The sequence below is a fragment of the Rhizobium sp. AC44/96 genome (genome assembly GCF_001692185.1).
GTDB lineage: Bacteria > Pseudomonadota > Alphaproteobacteria > Rhizobiales > Rhizobiaceae > Rhizobium.
The window spans coordinates 204,170-220,341 of record NZ_LXKO01000041.1; the positions used below are offsets into that span (position 1 = coordinate 204,170).

The window sequence follows — 16,172 nt, forward strand, 5'->3', positions numbered from 1 at the left end:
CTTCTTGGCCGGATGCGAGCAATCTGTTGTCCTGCAGCAAGGCTGCCGCCTTCACACGCTGAAAAAGGAAGGCAACCGCCCCGTTGGAAGCGGTTGCCGGATTTTGTCATGCCCTAAGGTTTTCTTGAGCCAAAAGCAATAGTTTTGACCCACAATCACCCGCGACACAAAAGCCTTAGATGAGACCCGCAGCCGTCATCAGTTCGGTGACCTTCTTGCTGTTCAGCTTCGCGGCATCGACCTTCGGTGCGTGAAGATCAGTCAGCGGCACCAGCTTTTCATTCGATGCTGCGCCGTTGCCGACCGCATATTCGAACGACGTACCGGTCTTCAGAATGTCCTGGCCGGCCTTGCCGGTAACGAACTTCAGGAACTCCTGCGCTTCCTTCATATGCTGGCTGGACTTGAGAATACCGCCACCGGAGATGCTGACGAAAGCGCCTGGATCTTCGTTCTTGAAGTAGTGGAGCGCAACGTTCTTGCTGTTTTCACCCGTCTTGGCCTGATCACCGAACCAGTAGTAGTGGTAGATGACTGCACCTTCGACTTCGCCCGCATTGACGGCCTTCATGGCAACGCTGTTGCCCTTGTACGGCGTTGCATTTTCCTTGAGCGCCTTGAGCCATGCGGCAGTCGCCTCTTCGCCCTTCAGTTCGAGCAGGGCGCTGACGATTGCCTGGAAGTCGGCGCCGGCCGGTGCTGCACCCCAACGCCCCTTCCACGCTGGATCAGCCAGATCCAGCAGGGACTTCGGCAGCTTGTCTTCCGTCAGCTTCGTCTTGTCATAGGCAAACACCGTCGAACGCGCGGCGATGCCCGTCCACATCCCGTCGGACGGACGGTAGGCATCGGGAACCTGGGCCAGCGTGTCCTCGTCGACTGGCGCAAACAGACCAGCAGCATCGACCAGGGTCATGGCGGGAGAGTTCTCGGTGAGGAATATGTCGGCCGGAGACGCATCGCCTTCCTGAATGATCTGGTTGGCGAACTGCATGTCGCTGCCCTGGCGCACGGTTACCTTGATGCCCGTCGCCTTGGTGAAGGCATCGATCCATTCGCGGCCGAGGCTCTCGTGCTGCGCATTATAAACGACGATTCCTTCGGAATCGGCAGCGCGCGCAGCCCCAGTCGTCAGCGAAGTGGCAGCAAGCGACGCAGCAATCATAAGCGCGCCCGAGAAGCGATTAAGGGAAGTTTTCATCATGCCCTCCTTGGCGTTTCGCCCGAGTTCCCCGAAGCGATGTGTGCCCCTATATTTTTGTTGAGTTAGCATTTCAAGTTTCGGGATCGCTCGGACGATCACAAATGATTGATATAATTACTTAATTAGAATAATTCTAGAAATACGGCGACGGGCACCCCGTGGGCAACAAGCTGTTATCGCAAATGGATCAGGTCAGCCGGAGACCACAATAAGCTGCAGGGGCGACAACGCCGCAGCGCCTTCGCCCCTTCGCGTCATTGGCCAACTACTCGACGTCGAACTTGACGCCCTGAGCCAGCGGCAGCGTTTTGCCGTAGTTGATGGTGTTGGTCGCCCGGCGCATATAGGCGCGCCAAGCGTCCGAACCGGACTCGCGGCCGCCGCCTGTTTCCTTCTCGCCGCCGAACGCACCGCCGATTTCAGCGCCGGAAGGACCGAGATTGACGTTGGCGATCCCGCAGTCCGAACCGCGGGCCGAGACGAACATTTCCGCCTCACGCATGTCGTTCGTGAAAATCGAGGACGACAGGCCCTGCGGCACGGCATTGTGCCGCTCGAGGACGTCGTCGAAATCGCTGTACTTCATCACGTAGAGGATCGGCGCGAAGGTTTCGTGCTCGACGGGTCCGGTTTGTGACGGCATCTCCACGAGCGCCGGACGCACATAGAAGGCATCCGCCGATCCGTTCTCGACACGCTCGCCGCCGGTGACCTTGCCGCCAGCTGCCTTTGCCTGCTCGAGCGCCGACTGCATGTTGCTGAACGCCTGCTTGTCGATCAGCGGCCCGACCAGCGTGCCGGTCTCGAGCGGATTGCCGATGGTGACGGAGCCGTAGGCCTTCTGCAGGCGCGGAACCAGCTTGTCATAGACGCTGTCATGGACGAACAAGCGGCGCAGCGTCGTGCAGCGCTGGCCGGCGGTACCCATGGCGGAGAAGGCAACACCACGCAGCGTCAGGTCGAGGTCAGCCGTCGGGCAGATGATCGCGGCATTGTTGCCGCCGAGTTCCAGGATCGCGCGCGCGAAACGCTGCGAAAGGCGGGGACCGACCACCCGACCCATGGCCGTCGAGCCTGTGGCCGACACAAGCGGCACCTTCGGATGGTCGACCAGGACTTCCCCGACCTCACGGCCGCCGATCAGCAGCGTCGACAGATTGGCGGGCGCCTGCCCACCTTCCGCAACGAACCGCTTCAGCGCCTTTTCGAACAAAGCCTGTGTTGCCAGCGCAGTTAGCGGCGTTTTCTCGGAGGGCTTCCATACCGTCGAGTTGCCGCAGACGATCGCAAGCGCAGCGTTCCACGACCAGACGGCCACGGGAAAATTGAAGGCAGAGATGATGCCGACGACACCAAGCGGATGCCAGCTTTCCATCATGCGGTGATCGGAGCGCTCGGTGGCGATCGTCAGGCCGTAGAGCTGGCGCGATAGGCCGACCGCGAAATCGCAGATGTCGATCATTTCCTGCACCTCGCCGAGGCCCTCGGACACGATCTTGCCGACCTCGATGGAAACCAGGCGGCCAAGTGCAGCCTTGGATGCACGAAGCTCTTCACCCAGCAGGCGGACCAGTTCGCCGCGCTTGGGACCGGGAACAGCGCGCCACTCGACGAACGCCTTGTGCGCCTCCGCGATCGCCGTCTTGGCGTCAGCGACGGAGTGCTCCTTGAGCGCGCCGATTTCCTTGCCTGACACAGGCGACGTAACCCGGAGCGTCCCACCCGCGTAGCGATCCGTGGGAACACCCATTTCAGCGAGCAGTTTGTGTGTCTCAGTGGCGAGATCGAGCGTTGCGGTTGTCATTGTCGTTGTTCCCAACCCTGTTGTTCTTAAAATCGTGCATCGGCGAAGTGGGCGACTTGCGCGCCGGCTTCGTACCACAGTTCCTTGACGGCGCGGAAGCTCGGTTCAGCAAGCGGCGTCAAGGGAAGCGGCAGATCGCTTTCAGCGAGCTGCCCCAGGATGTGTTGCGCAAGCGTGCGCCCGAAGACGCTGCCCGGTGCAATGCCGCGGCCATTATAGCCGGAAAAACCGATAACGTTCGGCGCGAACTTATGGAGGCGCGGTAGCGCGTTGTCGGTCATCCCGATCTTGCCATACCATTCGCACTCGAACTCGACATCGCCGATCTGGGGGAAGAGCTTCTTGAGCGAGCGCCGCGCCCACGCCTTGTGGATCGCGAGCCCGCTGTTACGCAAGGCGCCGACGCTGCCGAACACCAGACGGCCCGCTTGGTCCATGCGATAGGACGATAGGATTTCCTTGGTATCCCACACGCCTTCGCGACCCGCGAGGATCGACTTGCGGAGGTTGTCGCTGAGCGGCGTGGTCGCCAGATTGAAATAGGGCAGGTGCACCTGCTCGTTGCGGACCTGTTTCCACGGGCCGGTGCTGTAGGCATCGGTCGCAACGATGATCCAGTCTGCGGTCACCTGTCCGCTCCCCGTCTTCACGGTCCACCGGTCGCCGTTTCGCTCTGTCGCGATCACCGGGCTTGATGTGTGGATCTCGACACCCGCCTTGACTGCGGCGTGTGCCAGACCACGGGCGTAAGCCAAGGGCTGCAATGTACCGGCGCGCATATCAAGCAGCGCTCCGGTATAGGCATCGCTGCCGACGCGTCTGGCTGTCTCTGCAGCGTCAAGCACCGTGACGGGAGCGCCGCGGGCACCCCATTGCTTGGCGCGATCTTCGATCTCCTTCAGCCCATCGGCGCCGACGGCGACATGCAATGTACCGTTCCGCTCAAGCTCGCAGGCGATACCGTGCCTGTCGATAAGCTCCATCACCAACTTCGGCGCGTTGCCAAGCAGGTCGAGCAGACGCTCACCATAAACCGGGCCAAGGACACCCGGAAGATCGTCGGGCATGACCCACATGCCGGCATTGATGAGGCCGACATTACGCCCCGCGCCGCCGAAGCCGATTTCCTTCGCTTCGAGAAGCACGACGCGCGAACCGGCTTCCGCCAGGTGGAGGCTTGACGACAGCCCTGTGTAGCCGCCACCAACCACGACGACATCAGCGGTGACATTGCCCTGCAGGTGAGAGGTGACCGGAGCCGGCGGAGCGGTTTTTTCCCATAGCCCGTGGGAGCGCGGATCATTCAGCATCGATCAAACCATCCATTACAGTGTGAAAAACCATCGTCAGGCAACCGGCCTTAACTGGAGACCCGCGACACCGAGCAAGTCAATCGCCGTTTGCAGCGAGCGCGCCTGCTGATCAGCATAAAGCTCCAACTCATCAGTCACCGGCGCGCCGAGAGCGTCCTCGAACGCGTCCCGATTTGACTGCATCGCATAGTTTTGCTGCTGATCGGTGCCGAGATTGGATTGGAATATCCCCGCAGCGCTGACCGGCAGAAAGTCCTCGTAGACGATCGGATCGAAAACGAGATGGCCCTTCTCAATCAGTTCTGACACGTCCGCCGGAAGTTGGCCGCGAACCGCGGCGGCAATGCCTGCGGGCGTCGCGGAGTAGCGGAAAAACGCAAGTTCCTGCGCGCGCAGTTCATCCCAGTTGTCGGGTAACTCTTCAAAGCGTGTTGCCAATTCCGCGTCGTAATCGGTGGCCTTTGCGCCGCTGGCACCCACCTGCACCTCGCCACGAACGGAAGCGAGCAACCGGTCGTAGAGCGCACGCCCCTTCGCCGTCAGCGCGACACCGCGCTGCTCGATCTCACCGAAGCGCGCTGTGTGCGTGCCCGGCTCAGCCCCGGTTTGACCGACAAAGCCGATCGCCTCTTCCAGAGCCTTGAAACTCGTCTGGCGAAGGAGGATGTCGCAGTGGCGTCGCGGCGGTCCTTCGATCACCGCCTTCGGCGTGATCCCCCGCTCCGGCATTCGCCGTTGCACGGCGTCGATATCGAGTGTCCGCGGCGTCAGATGGTTGATGTGCGGCCCCTTGAAGCTGACGACATCGGCAATCAGCCGATGAGCGTCGTGCAGCCGCTTGTAGGTTTCAGCACTGACGGTTGCCTCGCCATGCCAGCGAAACGTTTCGAGGGCTTCGGCAACAAACTCGGTGGCCTCGGTCGCATTCAGGCCCCCGACGTCCTCGAACCGCTCGATCAGCTGGATCGCACGTTGCGTATAGATCTTGCGCCGCACCAGGATCTCGGTCGCCTCGGCACGAAGAGCCTCGTCCTCAATCAGTTCAAGGCGCAGGAGAGACGTGAAGACCCGGAAGGGATTGGCGTTGAGCGCGCCTGCGTCGACGGGACGAAAGGCGGTGGAATGAACGGGCACGCCGGCGACCGAAAGGTCGTAATAGCCAACAGGCTGCATGCCCATCACCGCAAAGAGGCGGCGAATGGTATGCAATTCATCCGCAGTCCCGAGACGGATCGCCCCATGGCGCTCCACATCGATCCGGCCCAGTTCGCCGGCGCGCGTCAGGCGGCTACGAAGCTCGCTATCGCTGGCAAGGACTTCCGCATTCACATCGGCAACCAGCTCGATCAAGGTGCGGTACTGCGGAACCTCGGCGCGATACATCTGCGACATCGCCTCCGTAAACAGCGAGCGAGTGTGGTCAGCGGAAACGAAACCTGTCGACACGAAGAAACTCCACGTTCATTCCAATTTTGCTGGATGAAGTTCTTTACAAGCCGCGTGAAGCCATAAATATCGACATTTATGAAATAGCTCATTCTGCATTGGAATGACCATGCTGGTCTCTCGACGCTTTCTGCCCTCCACTTCGCTTCTGGTGGCTTTCGAAGCGGTATCCCGCACCGGCAGCGTCACGGCTGCCGCCCGCGAACTCGACCTCACGCAGAGCGCAGTCAGCCGCCAGATCAAGGCGCTCGAGGAGCAACTGGGCGTCGAACTGTTCGTCCGCGAACGGCAGACCGTACGCCTGACGCTGGCCGGCGACAGCTATGCGCGCGAAATTCGCGAGGCGCTTCGCCGCATATCCAGTGCATCGCTCAATCTTCGGGCGAACCCGCATGGGGGCACGCTCAACCTTGCCATTCTTCCGACCTTCGGCACACGCTGGCTGGCGCCGCGCCTTGGCCGCTTTCTCAGCGCCAATCCGGGTGTGACGATCAATCTGGTGACGCGGCTTTCGTCGTTCGACTTCCGCCTTGATTCAATCGACGCCGCAATCCACTTCGGACATGCCCATTGGCCCGGCGCGGAACTCGCGTTCCTGATGTCTGAACGAACCGTACCTGCTTGCAGTCCGGCGTTTCGCGCCAGTCACGCAATTTCCGCAGCACCCGATCTGCTGGATGTTCCGCTGCTTCATCTCAACACCCGGCCCGATGCCTGGGAGCAATGGTTTGCAAACAACGGCGTTTCCTTTCAGACCGTCCACGGCATGCTCTTCGATCAATTCGCGACGGCGGCGCAGGCAGCCGTCGCGGGATTGGGTGTCGCGCTTCTGCCGACTTTCCTGATCGAGGACGAACTGAAACGCGGCGATCTGGTCGCGGCCGTCGACCGCGAGATGGAAAGCAACGAACGCTACTATCTCGCCTATCCGCCCGAACGGGCAGACTACCCGCCGCTTGCGGCATTTCGTGACTGGATCGTCCGGGAAGCCGCCGGATAACGGAACAGCTTGCGTCCACAGGCTGCTTTCGAGCATTATGCGGCAAACATAATTCCATGCAGGAAACCTCAATGAAGCCGATTTTCGTCCAACTCCAATGCGCCCCGGGCAAGACTTACGAAGTCGCCGATGCGATTTACCAGACCGAACGTGCCTCGGAGCTCTATTCGACCAGCGGCGACTACGACCTGTTGCTCAAGATCTATATCGAGGAGGGCCAGGACATCGGAAAATTCATTAATGATAATATTGCCAACATCCCAGGCATTATTCGCTCGCTGACGACCCTGACCTTCAAGGCGTTCTGAGCGGACAGTCACGCTCGGTTAACTTTCCCGACGAGAAATGCTGCCCGGCGGCGGCATTTAAACCCGACCTTAATGCTGGCGGCGGCCTTGTTGATATAACCGTCGCCACGGTCGCCTCCGCGCGACCTCAAGGGTCCGATCATGTCTGTCGCCGAAACCTACGTCCACGAAGCCGAACCGTCTCCCGATTCCCGGCCGCTGATTGTTCACGTCATACGGCAGTTCCTGCCGAACCGCGGCGGGCTCGAGGATGTGGTCTCCAATCTCGCGCGCCAGACCATCGACCGCGGCTATCGTGTTCGCGTGATCACGCTCGATTCGCTATTCACCAGCCGGGAAGAGAAGCTCCCGCATCACGAGGTGATTACCGGAATTGAGGTCGTACGCATCCCTTGGTCCGGCAGCACCCGTTATCCCATCGCTCCGCAGGTCTTCCGTCACCTCGGTGACGCCGACGTCATCCACGTCCACGCCATCGATTTCTTCTTTGACGCGTTGGCCTGGGGACGGTTTCTGCACGGCAAGCCGATGGTCGTCACGACGCATGGCGGCTTCTTCCACACCACGAATTATGCGGCGATCAAGAAGATCTGGTTCCAGACGGTGACGCGCCTGTCGGCGCGGGCATACCGGAAGGTCATCGGATGCAGCGTTTCCGACCTGAAGCAGTTTTCGCAGATTGCCCCGACACGCAGCATCCTGATCGAAAACGGCGCGGATATCGGCAAATTTGCCGACATGGCCTCGAAGGCTGCGCGCCGCCGGATGCTCACCATCGGCCGCTTCTCAGTCAACAAGCGCCTCGACCATCTGCTTGAGGTAACCGCGGCCCTGAAGGCGCACAATCCCGATTGGCATCTCGATATCGTCGGCGTCGAATACGATCTCAACCGCCAGGATCTGCACGATCACATCGCGCGGCTGAAGATTGAGGACTCCGTATCGATCCATGTCTCACCGGACAACGAGACGATCCGGACCATTATTGCACAGGCCTCGATCTTTGCGTCGGCATCAGCCTATGAAGGCTTCGGCCTCGTGGCTCTGGAAGCGATGAGCGCCGGACTTCTGCCCGTTCTCAACGGAAACGATGCGTTCAAAACGCTGGCGGAGCGGCACAACGAACTCTTCCTTGCCGACTTCTCCAACGCCGCATCAACCGCCACAACGATCGAAACCGCGTTCGAGCGTCTGCAGACGCATGGGCCATCGCTAAGAGCACAGCTTCTTGGCGATGCGAGGACCTATTCGTGGGACGTCGTTGCAGACCGCTATATCGCGGTCTACGAGGAATTGCTGGGCGCCTGACCAAAGCCAGGCAAGCCCTTAGCTCTTCGCCAGGCGGGCAATCTCCGCAAATACCGTCTTGCGTGATTCAGGCGGCGTCAGATTATGGTCAGCGTCGGGCAGCATGACCAATCGCACGTTCGGATGACGTGCCAGCTTGCGCCCGCCCGGGCCGAAATAGAAGTACATGTGCTCCAGCCCAACATCGCCTTCGCTGTAGATCAGCGTCAGCGGCAGCTTGCGCTTGCCGAACGTCGTGAAGGAATTCCTCACCTCGACCGTCGTTTTCCGCCGGCTGGGCAGATACTCCAGCAACGGCGCAACCCTGACCGACATACGGCGCGCAAACGCGATGATCACATTCTTGGCCGCCGCCTTGACGTCGATTTCGCCGCGAATGATGCGCTTCAGCGTATGCAGGCTGAACCGTTGTCCGTAATCCTCGAAGCTGCGCGGAACGGAAACGACGTGCTTCTTCTGCACGGCCTGCTCCGGATCCCAATAGTAGACGAAGGGGTTGATTGAAACCGCCGCCTTCACGCGCTCGTCGTCTGCCGCTGCACGAACGGCGAGATAGCCACCGCTGCAACGTCCCGCGAGCATGAGCGGTCGATGCGAAAAACCCTCGAGAAAGTCGATCGCGGCGCGGGCGTCCTCGCTCTGCGACGGCGCATAGAGGATCTGGTCCGGCGCATCGCGCCTCGGAGGACTGTCGCCGACATTTGCGGAATCGAAGCGAAGCGAAATGATGCCCTGTCGCGCTAGATCTCGCGCCATGTTGGCAATCGTTCGACCCCAACCGCAATGGCGGTCATACGCCGTCGAAAGGAAGAGAACGGCATTTCCCGTCGAAGCACCGAGAGGGCGGCTTATGATACCGACAAGATGGTTCTGTTCACCGAAGCGGACCGGAACCTCTTCGAACCCGTCGCCCTTCATGGAACCCGGCTCGATTGCAACGGTCGGGCCGACTGCTTCCGAAGCCACCGGAACATGCGTTGCCATCCAATCCGCCAGATAGTTTACGGCCGCCATCGGCGTCCTGGCGAAGAGCGGATCGGTCACGAGTTCATCGTAGCCTTCGAAGACGCGTTGTTCGACTTCAGCCCCCAGCGCACGCAGGTTGTCAGCGAACGTCGTCTGGTCAGCACGCGCCGGTCGTTCAAGAATGAGATAACGCGAAGAAGCGACGTGCTCTGGCGATGAGATATTCACCTTCGACAGTTCCGCGGCGACACCCGCGGGCATCACCAGCCCGGCGATCACATGCTGGCCGTCTGGAACGTGGTGTTCGCCCAAGCCGAGATGATGGTTGATGAATTTGGACCAGGCGCTGAGTTCTCGCAGATAGGCGCGCCCGTTCAGAACCGGACCAAGCATGACGATGGCGTCCACGCCCTCGATCGTATTGCCCATGCGCTGGGCGAGCGTCGCGCCGAGCCCTTGAGCCACAAGGATGATCCGGCTACAGCCACTCAAGCTCTTAAGCTTTTCGGCGGCGCCGCGAATGGCGCTTTCCCAAACGGCGAGCGTGACAGGCGCGTCCGTAACCTCAAGCGCGTCGCCCGTTCCCGGATAGTCGAAGCGCAGGCTGGGTACCCCGACGTCGGCGAAATGCTCTGCCGCCACGCGGAAGAACTTCCGGCTGCACATGTCTTCGAAACCCCAGGGGCTGACAAAGAGCACCGCCGCAGATCGCTTCTGCACGCCGGGGCTCTCTGGCTTGAACAGCCCGATCGTACCGTCAAAGGCAAGAGGCAAAGCCGCATCGCGACCCGCACCTTCCCCCTGATCCGTGAAAGACACCTCGGAAGACGTATCTACGTTTGCATCAACCACGCCTGCCGGCGAAACAAATCCGACCGCCGCTTTAGCAGGCCCCTGTAACGCTGCAGGCATTTTCCCAACTATAGACAACATAACCTCGGCATCCTCGCGTGGGATAACAGCCAGCATCTTCAATGCGATGATATAGCCAAGCCCCCCGGCCGCTATTGCGGCCAAAAGTCCAATAGAACCATTTAGAAATTGTAAAACTGCAAAGGCAATACAAGCGCAAAACACGGCCGCCGTCATCGTCTTCGAAAGACTTACGTACAAGCCGGACAGTTGATTGCCGAAACCGGTCTGCCTGACCATGATCACGCACATCACGACAAAGACGCCGATGCGAACCACGGCAGCGCCTTCGGCGGCAAAGAACGGCACGACCAGAAGGCAGCCGACAGCCATGACAAAGCCGCCGATGACACTGACCCAGAGACGGTCGCGAGCGCGGTCCATCGACAGAAGATAGAGGCTGAGCGTCTGCATGAAGGTATAGGCGGGCGCCGCCAGCGCAAGCAACGCCACGACCGTGCCGCTTCGCTGAAACGCCTCACCAAATACCGCGCGCACGAGGTCGCCCGAAATTGCCGCCAGCCCGAAGCTCATCGGCAGGATAATGTAGGCCATGCTGCGGGTAACGGCCGCGAAGACCTCCACCGGCAGCTTTCGGTCACTGCTGTTGTGACGACGCTCGGAATAATAGGGCAACAGGCTGCCCGTCATCTGGATCGGCAGCTGCAGGGCGATATTGGCGATCGAAAGACCGACGGCATAAAAGCCGACCATCTCGACCGACCAGAACTGCTGGAGAAAGAGGATTTCCAGCCTATTCAGGAAAATCGAGTCGATGATGAACTGCGCGGACAGCACCACGGATGACGCAGCAAGAAGCTTGAGCGGCACGCCGCATCGATCGCGCGGCGTCAGCAGGATCGGCACAGTTGCCACGAAGAAGACCAGCTGTCCGAGCAGGTAGCCGACGAGGACGCCTTCCACGCCGTGGAGTATCGCGCCACCGGCCACGCCGACCAGCTGCAGGACGCAGACGAGCGTCGCCAGCCGCATGAAATCACCGAGCCGCCGCTCGCCGATCAGGTAGAATTTGACAAACGATCCAATCGCTTGGACGAAAAACAGCGCGGCCGTAACATAGGCCACCGACGGCGCCGTCTCGGCCCAATGCATTTCTTCCGAGGTCAGGAAGAACAGCGCGTAAAGCGCAAGCAGCACCAGCGTCGAAAACAGCATCAGAGTGACGAGCAGCGAAGCGAAACCGCGCCGCCTCTTCGCGTCAAACCCCTCCGCCTGCAATTGCGGCAGCGTCTTCGACAGCGTGATGCTTGAGCCAAGCTCGGCGATGGATGCGCCCGTCACCACCAGCCAGAGTGAAAACGCAACGATCCCGTTGGCTTCCGGCCCCAGTAGGCGGGCGGTGATGATGGAGGAAAGGAACCCGGTCAGCAGCAACAGCATTCCCGCAGCGCCGTTCATGACCGAGTTTGCAATAATCCCTTTTGACATACTTCTTCCGCTTGGCGCCGCTTATCCAGCGCGCATGCTAGTGTGAAAATCTTTCGAATTTGGTTGCGGGCGTGCTTCGGGCGACCTGTCAGAAGATGACGGGGCGCGAGCCGCCGAGACCAAGCACCTCGCCCGAGGGCAGGTCATCGATGTTGGTACCCGAGAGTGGCAGGAGCCGCACCCGTTTAGCACCGCCCGGGGCTAGGTGAAACCAGTCGTCGCTCGTCCGGTAGCCGTTGGCATTTACATGAACGGACTGGACGAAACTGTCGGCACCAATGTCGGCGACCCATCCGTCCTCACTGCGGGTAACGGAAATCTGGATCTCCGCTTCGTGAAGCGCTTTCGAGCGACCGAGAGGAAAATAGAAAGCATCGGCAACCACGGCGCCCCCATCCGGTAGCCGCAGCCGCGCCACCACGACATCATGTGACGGCGGTCCGAAGCGGAACGCATAGGTCGTGTCGAAAAATGCGCCGAAGAGGTCCGTGCTCGCAAACTTCTGCTGGCTTCGCGGAGCCAACGTCAGAATGCGCCCACCGCTGACGACATGCTGCCGACCCTGCCGCAGGCAGACGATCTCGAGATCGAGCTGCAGAACATCGGCGGTTTCATTGATAACGTGGACATCAAGCCCGTTGGTCCCTTCGTCCGTCAGCAGCACCTGAACCGGCCGGAAGGCCCTGCGCATTGCGTACCAAGCCGGCTTGGGTTCGCCCGTCGAATCGATTACGCCCCAGCCAGGGCCCGGCAACAGGTCCTGCAGTGTCCAGACCAGGGCGCCATTGCACGGCGAACCCTTGCGGCGCCACTCGGCAAATGTCTCTTCGATGACTTCGCCCGTGACCGCACGCGACAGATCGAGGTAGCGTCCAACGTCCTCACGCCGAAGTCGCGCCGGATCCAGATCGTAGAGTTCGGCCAGATAGAAATCGCGAACATCCTCGAAATCCCACGAGGCCCCGCGGTCGCGCGGGACACGCATCTTCCATAGCGGACTATGGACTGGCGGCAGGTCAAGGTGACGCTCAAGCGTCTTCTGCTGCGGGACATGGGCGAATGCGAGGCTCTCCGCCGCAAAGCGCACATTTGCCCGACGCGCGTCGGCCAGCGGTCGCATGTAGGCGCCGACGCCGTAATAGTGTGTGACCCCGGCGTCGGGCGAAAAAGGCATCGACCCGCCTGATGGCGAATTGACCACGTAAGGCACATCAGGGCGCATGCGCGATGCGATCGCCGGGATGATCTCTTCGGTAATCGGGTTGGTCCAGAATTCCTTAGGCAAGCCAAGCATGGCCGCCTGCTGGTAGATCTCGCTGCCGCCGCAGACCACAGCCAGCGATGGAGAACACTGAACGCCGTGCAGGAATTCTTCGACTTCCGCATGGACATGCGCTGTAAACGCCTTGTCACTCTTCGGGTAGTCAAAGTTGGCGAACATGAAGTCCTGCCACACCAGCAGGCCGAGTTCGTCGCAGAGCCTGAAGAAGTCCGGCGTTTCGTAAGCCATCGTTCCGCCGATGCGGATCATATTCATCCCGGCTTCCGCGGCAAGGCGCAGGAATGGTTCGTAGTCAGCACGGTCGCCCGGCAAGCGGACGATATCGGCGGTCGTCCACACCGCACCACGGCAGAAAACCGGCTCGCCGTTGACGCGAAGCGCAAAATCGTCGCCGTCCGGCCCGGGCTCGACCTCAATGGAGCGGAAACCCGTCTTGCCGACAGGATGCTCGACACCATCCACGACGACCGAAAAATCATACAGCGCCGGCGATCCGTGCGTATGCGGCCACCAGGTTTCAACATCCTTCAAGCGCAGAATCGCCGAATAATGTTTGTCTCCGACCTTTTCGAATGGCTGCTCGATACCCCCGCAGCGAAGCGACAGGTCGGGATTGTCGACATCGGCATGCAGCGAAACGCTCAATCGTCCGGTGCCATCGCCCTCGAGAACGGCTCGCACCGAAACATTGTCGATTGAAACGACATCGCGCCGAACAAGCGTAATCGGCCGCCACGGGCCCACCGCGTGAATTTCCGGGCACCAGCCGGGCATTCGTCCGAGCAGCGTCGTGCGAACGTTCTTCAATCCCTGCGGCGTTATCATCTGTGGCCGCCACCGCGCGCGCGGCCCGCTCTCGGCCAACCGGGGCGCGAGTGCTCGAAAGCAAAGCGCGAGTTCATCGCCGCCGAGAAGCGTCACCGGGATCTCGTGCGCGGTGAACATGCTTTCCGACGACAGGATTTCCTGGCCATTGAGGAACACGTGGCAAAGTGTCGCCAGTCCCTCGAATCTCAGGATGGCATCACCGGGCTGGGCGTCGAACAGCCGGCAGATGTACCATGCATCCTCGCTATCAAGCGGGTGCGGATTCTCCCGATCGAACAACCCCGCTTTCTCAAGCGCAGCCGCGACCGTCCCCGGAACCTCCGCGGCGATGACCTTGGCGGACAGTGGAATATCGTGAGGATTGAGGCAGGCGCCGGGTTCTGTCAGGATGAGGTTCCATCCCTCAGAAAGCCGGATCTCCTCCGCTCCGATGCTTGCCAACCTGCCTTGCATGCTCATGCCCTCGGCTTCACAGGCGCTCCGCGAGCGAAGCCATCATGGCATCCCATGCATCAACTGCGGGATCAAGTGCTGTCAGCAGCGGCTCATATTTCTTTCGCGTGACGGCGCGGGCGAGCTGAAACTGTACGGACTTCGCCACTTCCGAAATCCGGCGCGCCTGTTCGACCGCCTCCGAGAACTCATTTGCGGAAAGCCACGCCAGATGATCGCCCGCGAGTTCGAAGTTGGCGCCGAACTGCCGGAGCGTATTGAACGCATATTTGTGGAAGAAATAGAACGGCCGCTCGGCCACCTCTTCGACCTGCCTGGGAAAGACATTGGCGAAGGTGCGGATCGGATTAACCGAAGGGCGGCGATCGAAATGTCGCTTGAGCAGCTGCCGCGACGTTGCCCGAACGTGGTTCGGATCGCTCGGCGCCACGGGAAACTTTGCGAATTCCGTATAGGGCAGAAATGGTGGGGCGTCGTCCGCCAGATGAACCTGGAAAAGCCCGTCGAAATCGTCGCCTTCAAGCGCGAAGTAACCGCCGTTGTGGAAATACTCGATGCGCTTGCCCGCCACGTCGAGCCGATTGACGGCGACCGTCGTCTTGCCGTGCTCTGTGCGATAGGACGTCCCTTGCGTATCGGGCATGTAGAACGAGTCCATCTCGACGAGGCAAAGGCGCCCGCGCTCGATCTGCACGTCGAGATGCCGTTCCACACGATCGAAAATCGCCAGTTCGGTGACGCGGATGTCGTAAAGGGCCTCGAGATCTTCCAGGGGAACCTTGAAGAACGTGAACTGGTCGCCTTCGAAATCCTGCGTCAGGGTGAACCCAAGCATCGCTTCGGGTGCGACATTCAGCGCGCTCAATACTTCGATCCAAAGATCGACATAGCAATTGGTTTCCGGCCACATGCGCTCGCTCGAATGCAGCGCATGCGAGACATAGGTCTCGGGGCGGATCCCCGGGAAAACGGATCCTGTCAAATCGCTTAGCCCCACAGCGCCTGCCGCACGGAGGCCGGCCATTCCTTCACATCCAGACCATGGTGATGGAACAGCGCCAACGTGATGCGCTCAAGCCCGAAGCCGACGCAGGCGGTAAAGGCGACGCTGCCATCCTCCAGATTCAGCCCCCACTTCTGGCCGAATGAATCCTGATGGAAGTTGAAGCTCATGCAGGCGGTCGGATTGGCCGTCGATGTAATCGGGATCAAAAGCTCGAACTTCAGATTCTGGTCACGCTGGTTGTTGACCATCATCCTGCCGGCACGACCGAAGAACGGATCGTTGGCGACGTCGATGGTGACATCGAGGCCGACGAGCTTCATCATTTCAAGGCCGCGATCCATCCAGTTCTGGCGGAAATCGGTAACGTGCTTTTCCGTACCCATGCAGACATATTCGCGCATGCGGAACAGCTGCTGACGGGCGGGATCGCGCGACGGTTCATGGCGGAAGCAATAGGATTGCAGATCGAACAGCGCACCGTCCTTGGGCAGGTTGCCGCGGCGAGCGACCGTCGGATAGAGCGGATAGCAAGCGGCCGGCGTTAGCACGATTTCGGTCGCTTGCTGGCCCTTGGTCCAGTCGTCGCCGACTTCCATGCACTGCAGCAGGTTCATATGGTCGAGTTCATTGCCGCAGAAGCTGTGCACGGTGCCGGCCAGCTGCGGAAAGCTCTTCATGTAGCCGCTCTTCTCGAAGATGTCGCGGTTCATGCCTGGCGGAAAACGCATCGCTTCCGCGCCATCCGGGCCGCCGAACCGATCGATCAGACGCTCGAATGCCGCGATGACATCTTCAAACTGTCCGCTGCGGCCATAAAGGCCGTCAACACCGGTATCGATCAACAGGCCGGATTCAAAAAGCCTGTCCAGAAACGTCGTCTGCGCATCCATGTC

At 60.5% G+C, this 16,172-nt stretch carries 11 protein-coding genes; 3 read left to right on the top strand and 8 right to left on the bottom strand.

What is annotated here, in order from left to right; all coding sequences use genetic code 11:
• Positions 1-175: 175 nt before the first annotated feature.
• The 4 genes from A6U87_RS27890 to A6U87_RS27905 all read right to left on the bottom strand — a co-directional run bounded on the left by A6U87_RS27890 (position 176) and on the right by A6U87_RS27905 (position 5,767).
• Positions 176-1,201: an iron ABC transporter substrate-binding protein gene (locus A6U87_RS27890; RefSeq protein WP_065694561.1), complete on the bottom strand. Its 1,026-nt coding sequence runs from the start codon at positions 1,199-1,201 to the stop codon at positions 176-178.
• A gap of 268 nt (positions 1,202-1,469) precedes the next feature.
• Complete coding sequence (locus A6U87_RS27895; protein WP_065694562.1) at positions 1,470-3,008, bottom strand: aldehyde dehydrogenase family protein; 1,539 nt, start codon at positions 3,006-3,008, stop codon at positions 1,470-1,472.
• Between the two features lie 26 nt (positions 3,009-3,034).
• The gene (locus tag A6U87_RS27900) at positions 3,035-4,318 is read right to left on the bottom strand and encodes an FAD-binding oxidoreductase (RefSeq protein ID WP_065694563.1); all 1,284 of its coding nucleotides are present in this window, start codon (positions 4,316-4,318) and stop codon (positions 3,035-3,037) included.
• A 36-nt stretch (positions 4,319-4,354) separates the two neighbouring features.
• Positions 4,355-5,767 carry a VOC family protein gene (locus A6U87_RS27905; RefSeq protein ID WP_065694564.1) on the bottom strand — a complete coding sequence of 471 codons (1,413 nt, stop codon included), beginning with the start codon at positions 5,765-5,767 and terminating at the stop codon, positions 4,355-4,357.
• Positions 5,768-5,870: 103 nt separating this feature from the next.
• Between A6U87_RS27905 and A6U87_RS27910 the strand changes: the two genes are divergently transcribed.
• The 3 genes from A6U87_RS27910 (at position 5,871) to A6U87_RS27920 (ending at position 8,383) form a co-directional block, all read left to right on the top strand.
• Entirely contained in the window at positions 5,871-6,767 is an 897-nt protein-coding gene (locus tag A6U87_RS27910) for a LysR family transcriptional regulator (protein WP_198928778.1), read from the top strand.
• A gap of 71 nt (positions 6,768-6,838) precedes the next feature.
• Positions 6,839-7,075, top strand: a complete 237-nt coding sequence (locus tag A6U87_RS27915) for an Lrp/AsnC ligand binding domain-containing protein (RefSeq protein ID WP_065694565.1) — start codon at positions 6,839-6,841, stop codon at positions 7,073-7,075.
• Between the two features lie 141 nt (positions 7,076-7,216).
• The gene (locus A6U87_RS27920) at positions 7,217-8,383 is read left to right on the top strand and encodes a glycosyltransferase family 4 protein (RefSeq protein ID WP_065694566.1); all 1,167 of its coding nucleotides are present in this window, start codon (positions 7,217-7,219) and stop codon (positions 8,381-8,383) included.
• A gap of 18 nt (positions 8,384-8,401) precedes the next feature.
• On the opposite strand, the gene A6U87_RS27925 is transcribed toward A6U87_RS27920, so the two are convergent.
• The 4 genes from A6U87_RS27925 to A6U87_RS27940 all read right to left on the bottom strand — a co-directional run bounded on the left by A6U87_RS27925 (position 8,402) and on the right by A6U87_RS27940 (position 16,169).
• A complete protein-coding gene (locus A6U87_RS27925) occupies positions 8,402-11,710 on the bottom strand; it encodes an oligosaccharide flippase family protein (protein WP_065694567.1) in 3,309 nt (1,102 codons plus the stop codon).
• An 88-nt stretch (positions 11,711-11,798) separates the two neighbouring features.
• Positions 11,799-14,273, bottom strand: a complete 2,475-nt coding sequence (locus A6U87_RS27930) for a glycoside hydrolase family 2 protein (protein ID WP_065694611.1) — start codon at positions 14,271-14,273, stop codon at positions 11,799-11,801.
• Between the two features lie 16 nt (positions 14,274-14,289).
• Positions 14,290-15,297, bottom strand: a complete 1,008-nt coding sequence (locus A6U87_RS27935) for a DUF1839 family protein (RefSeq protein WP_065694568.1) — start codon at positions 15,295-15,297, stop codon at positions 14,290-14,292.
• Positions 15,261-16,169 carry an amino acid--[acyl-carrier-protein] ligase gene (locus A6U87_RS27940; protein WP_065694569.1) on the bottom strand — a complete coding sequence of 303 codons (909 nt, stop codon included), beginning with the start codon at positions 16,167-16,169 and terminating at the stop codon, positions 15,261-15,263. Before A6U87_RS27940 ends, A6U87_RS27935 begins: the two co-directional genes overlap by 37 nt.
• Positions 16,170-16,172: the final 3 nt, after the last annotated feature.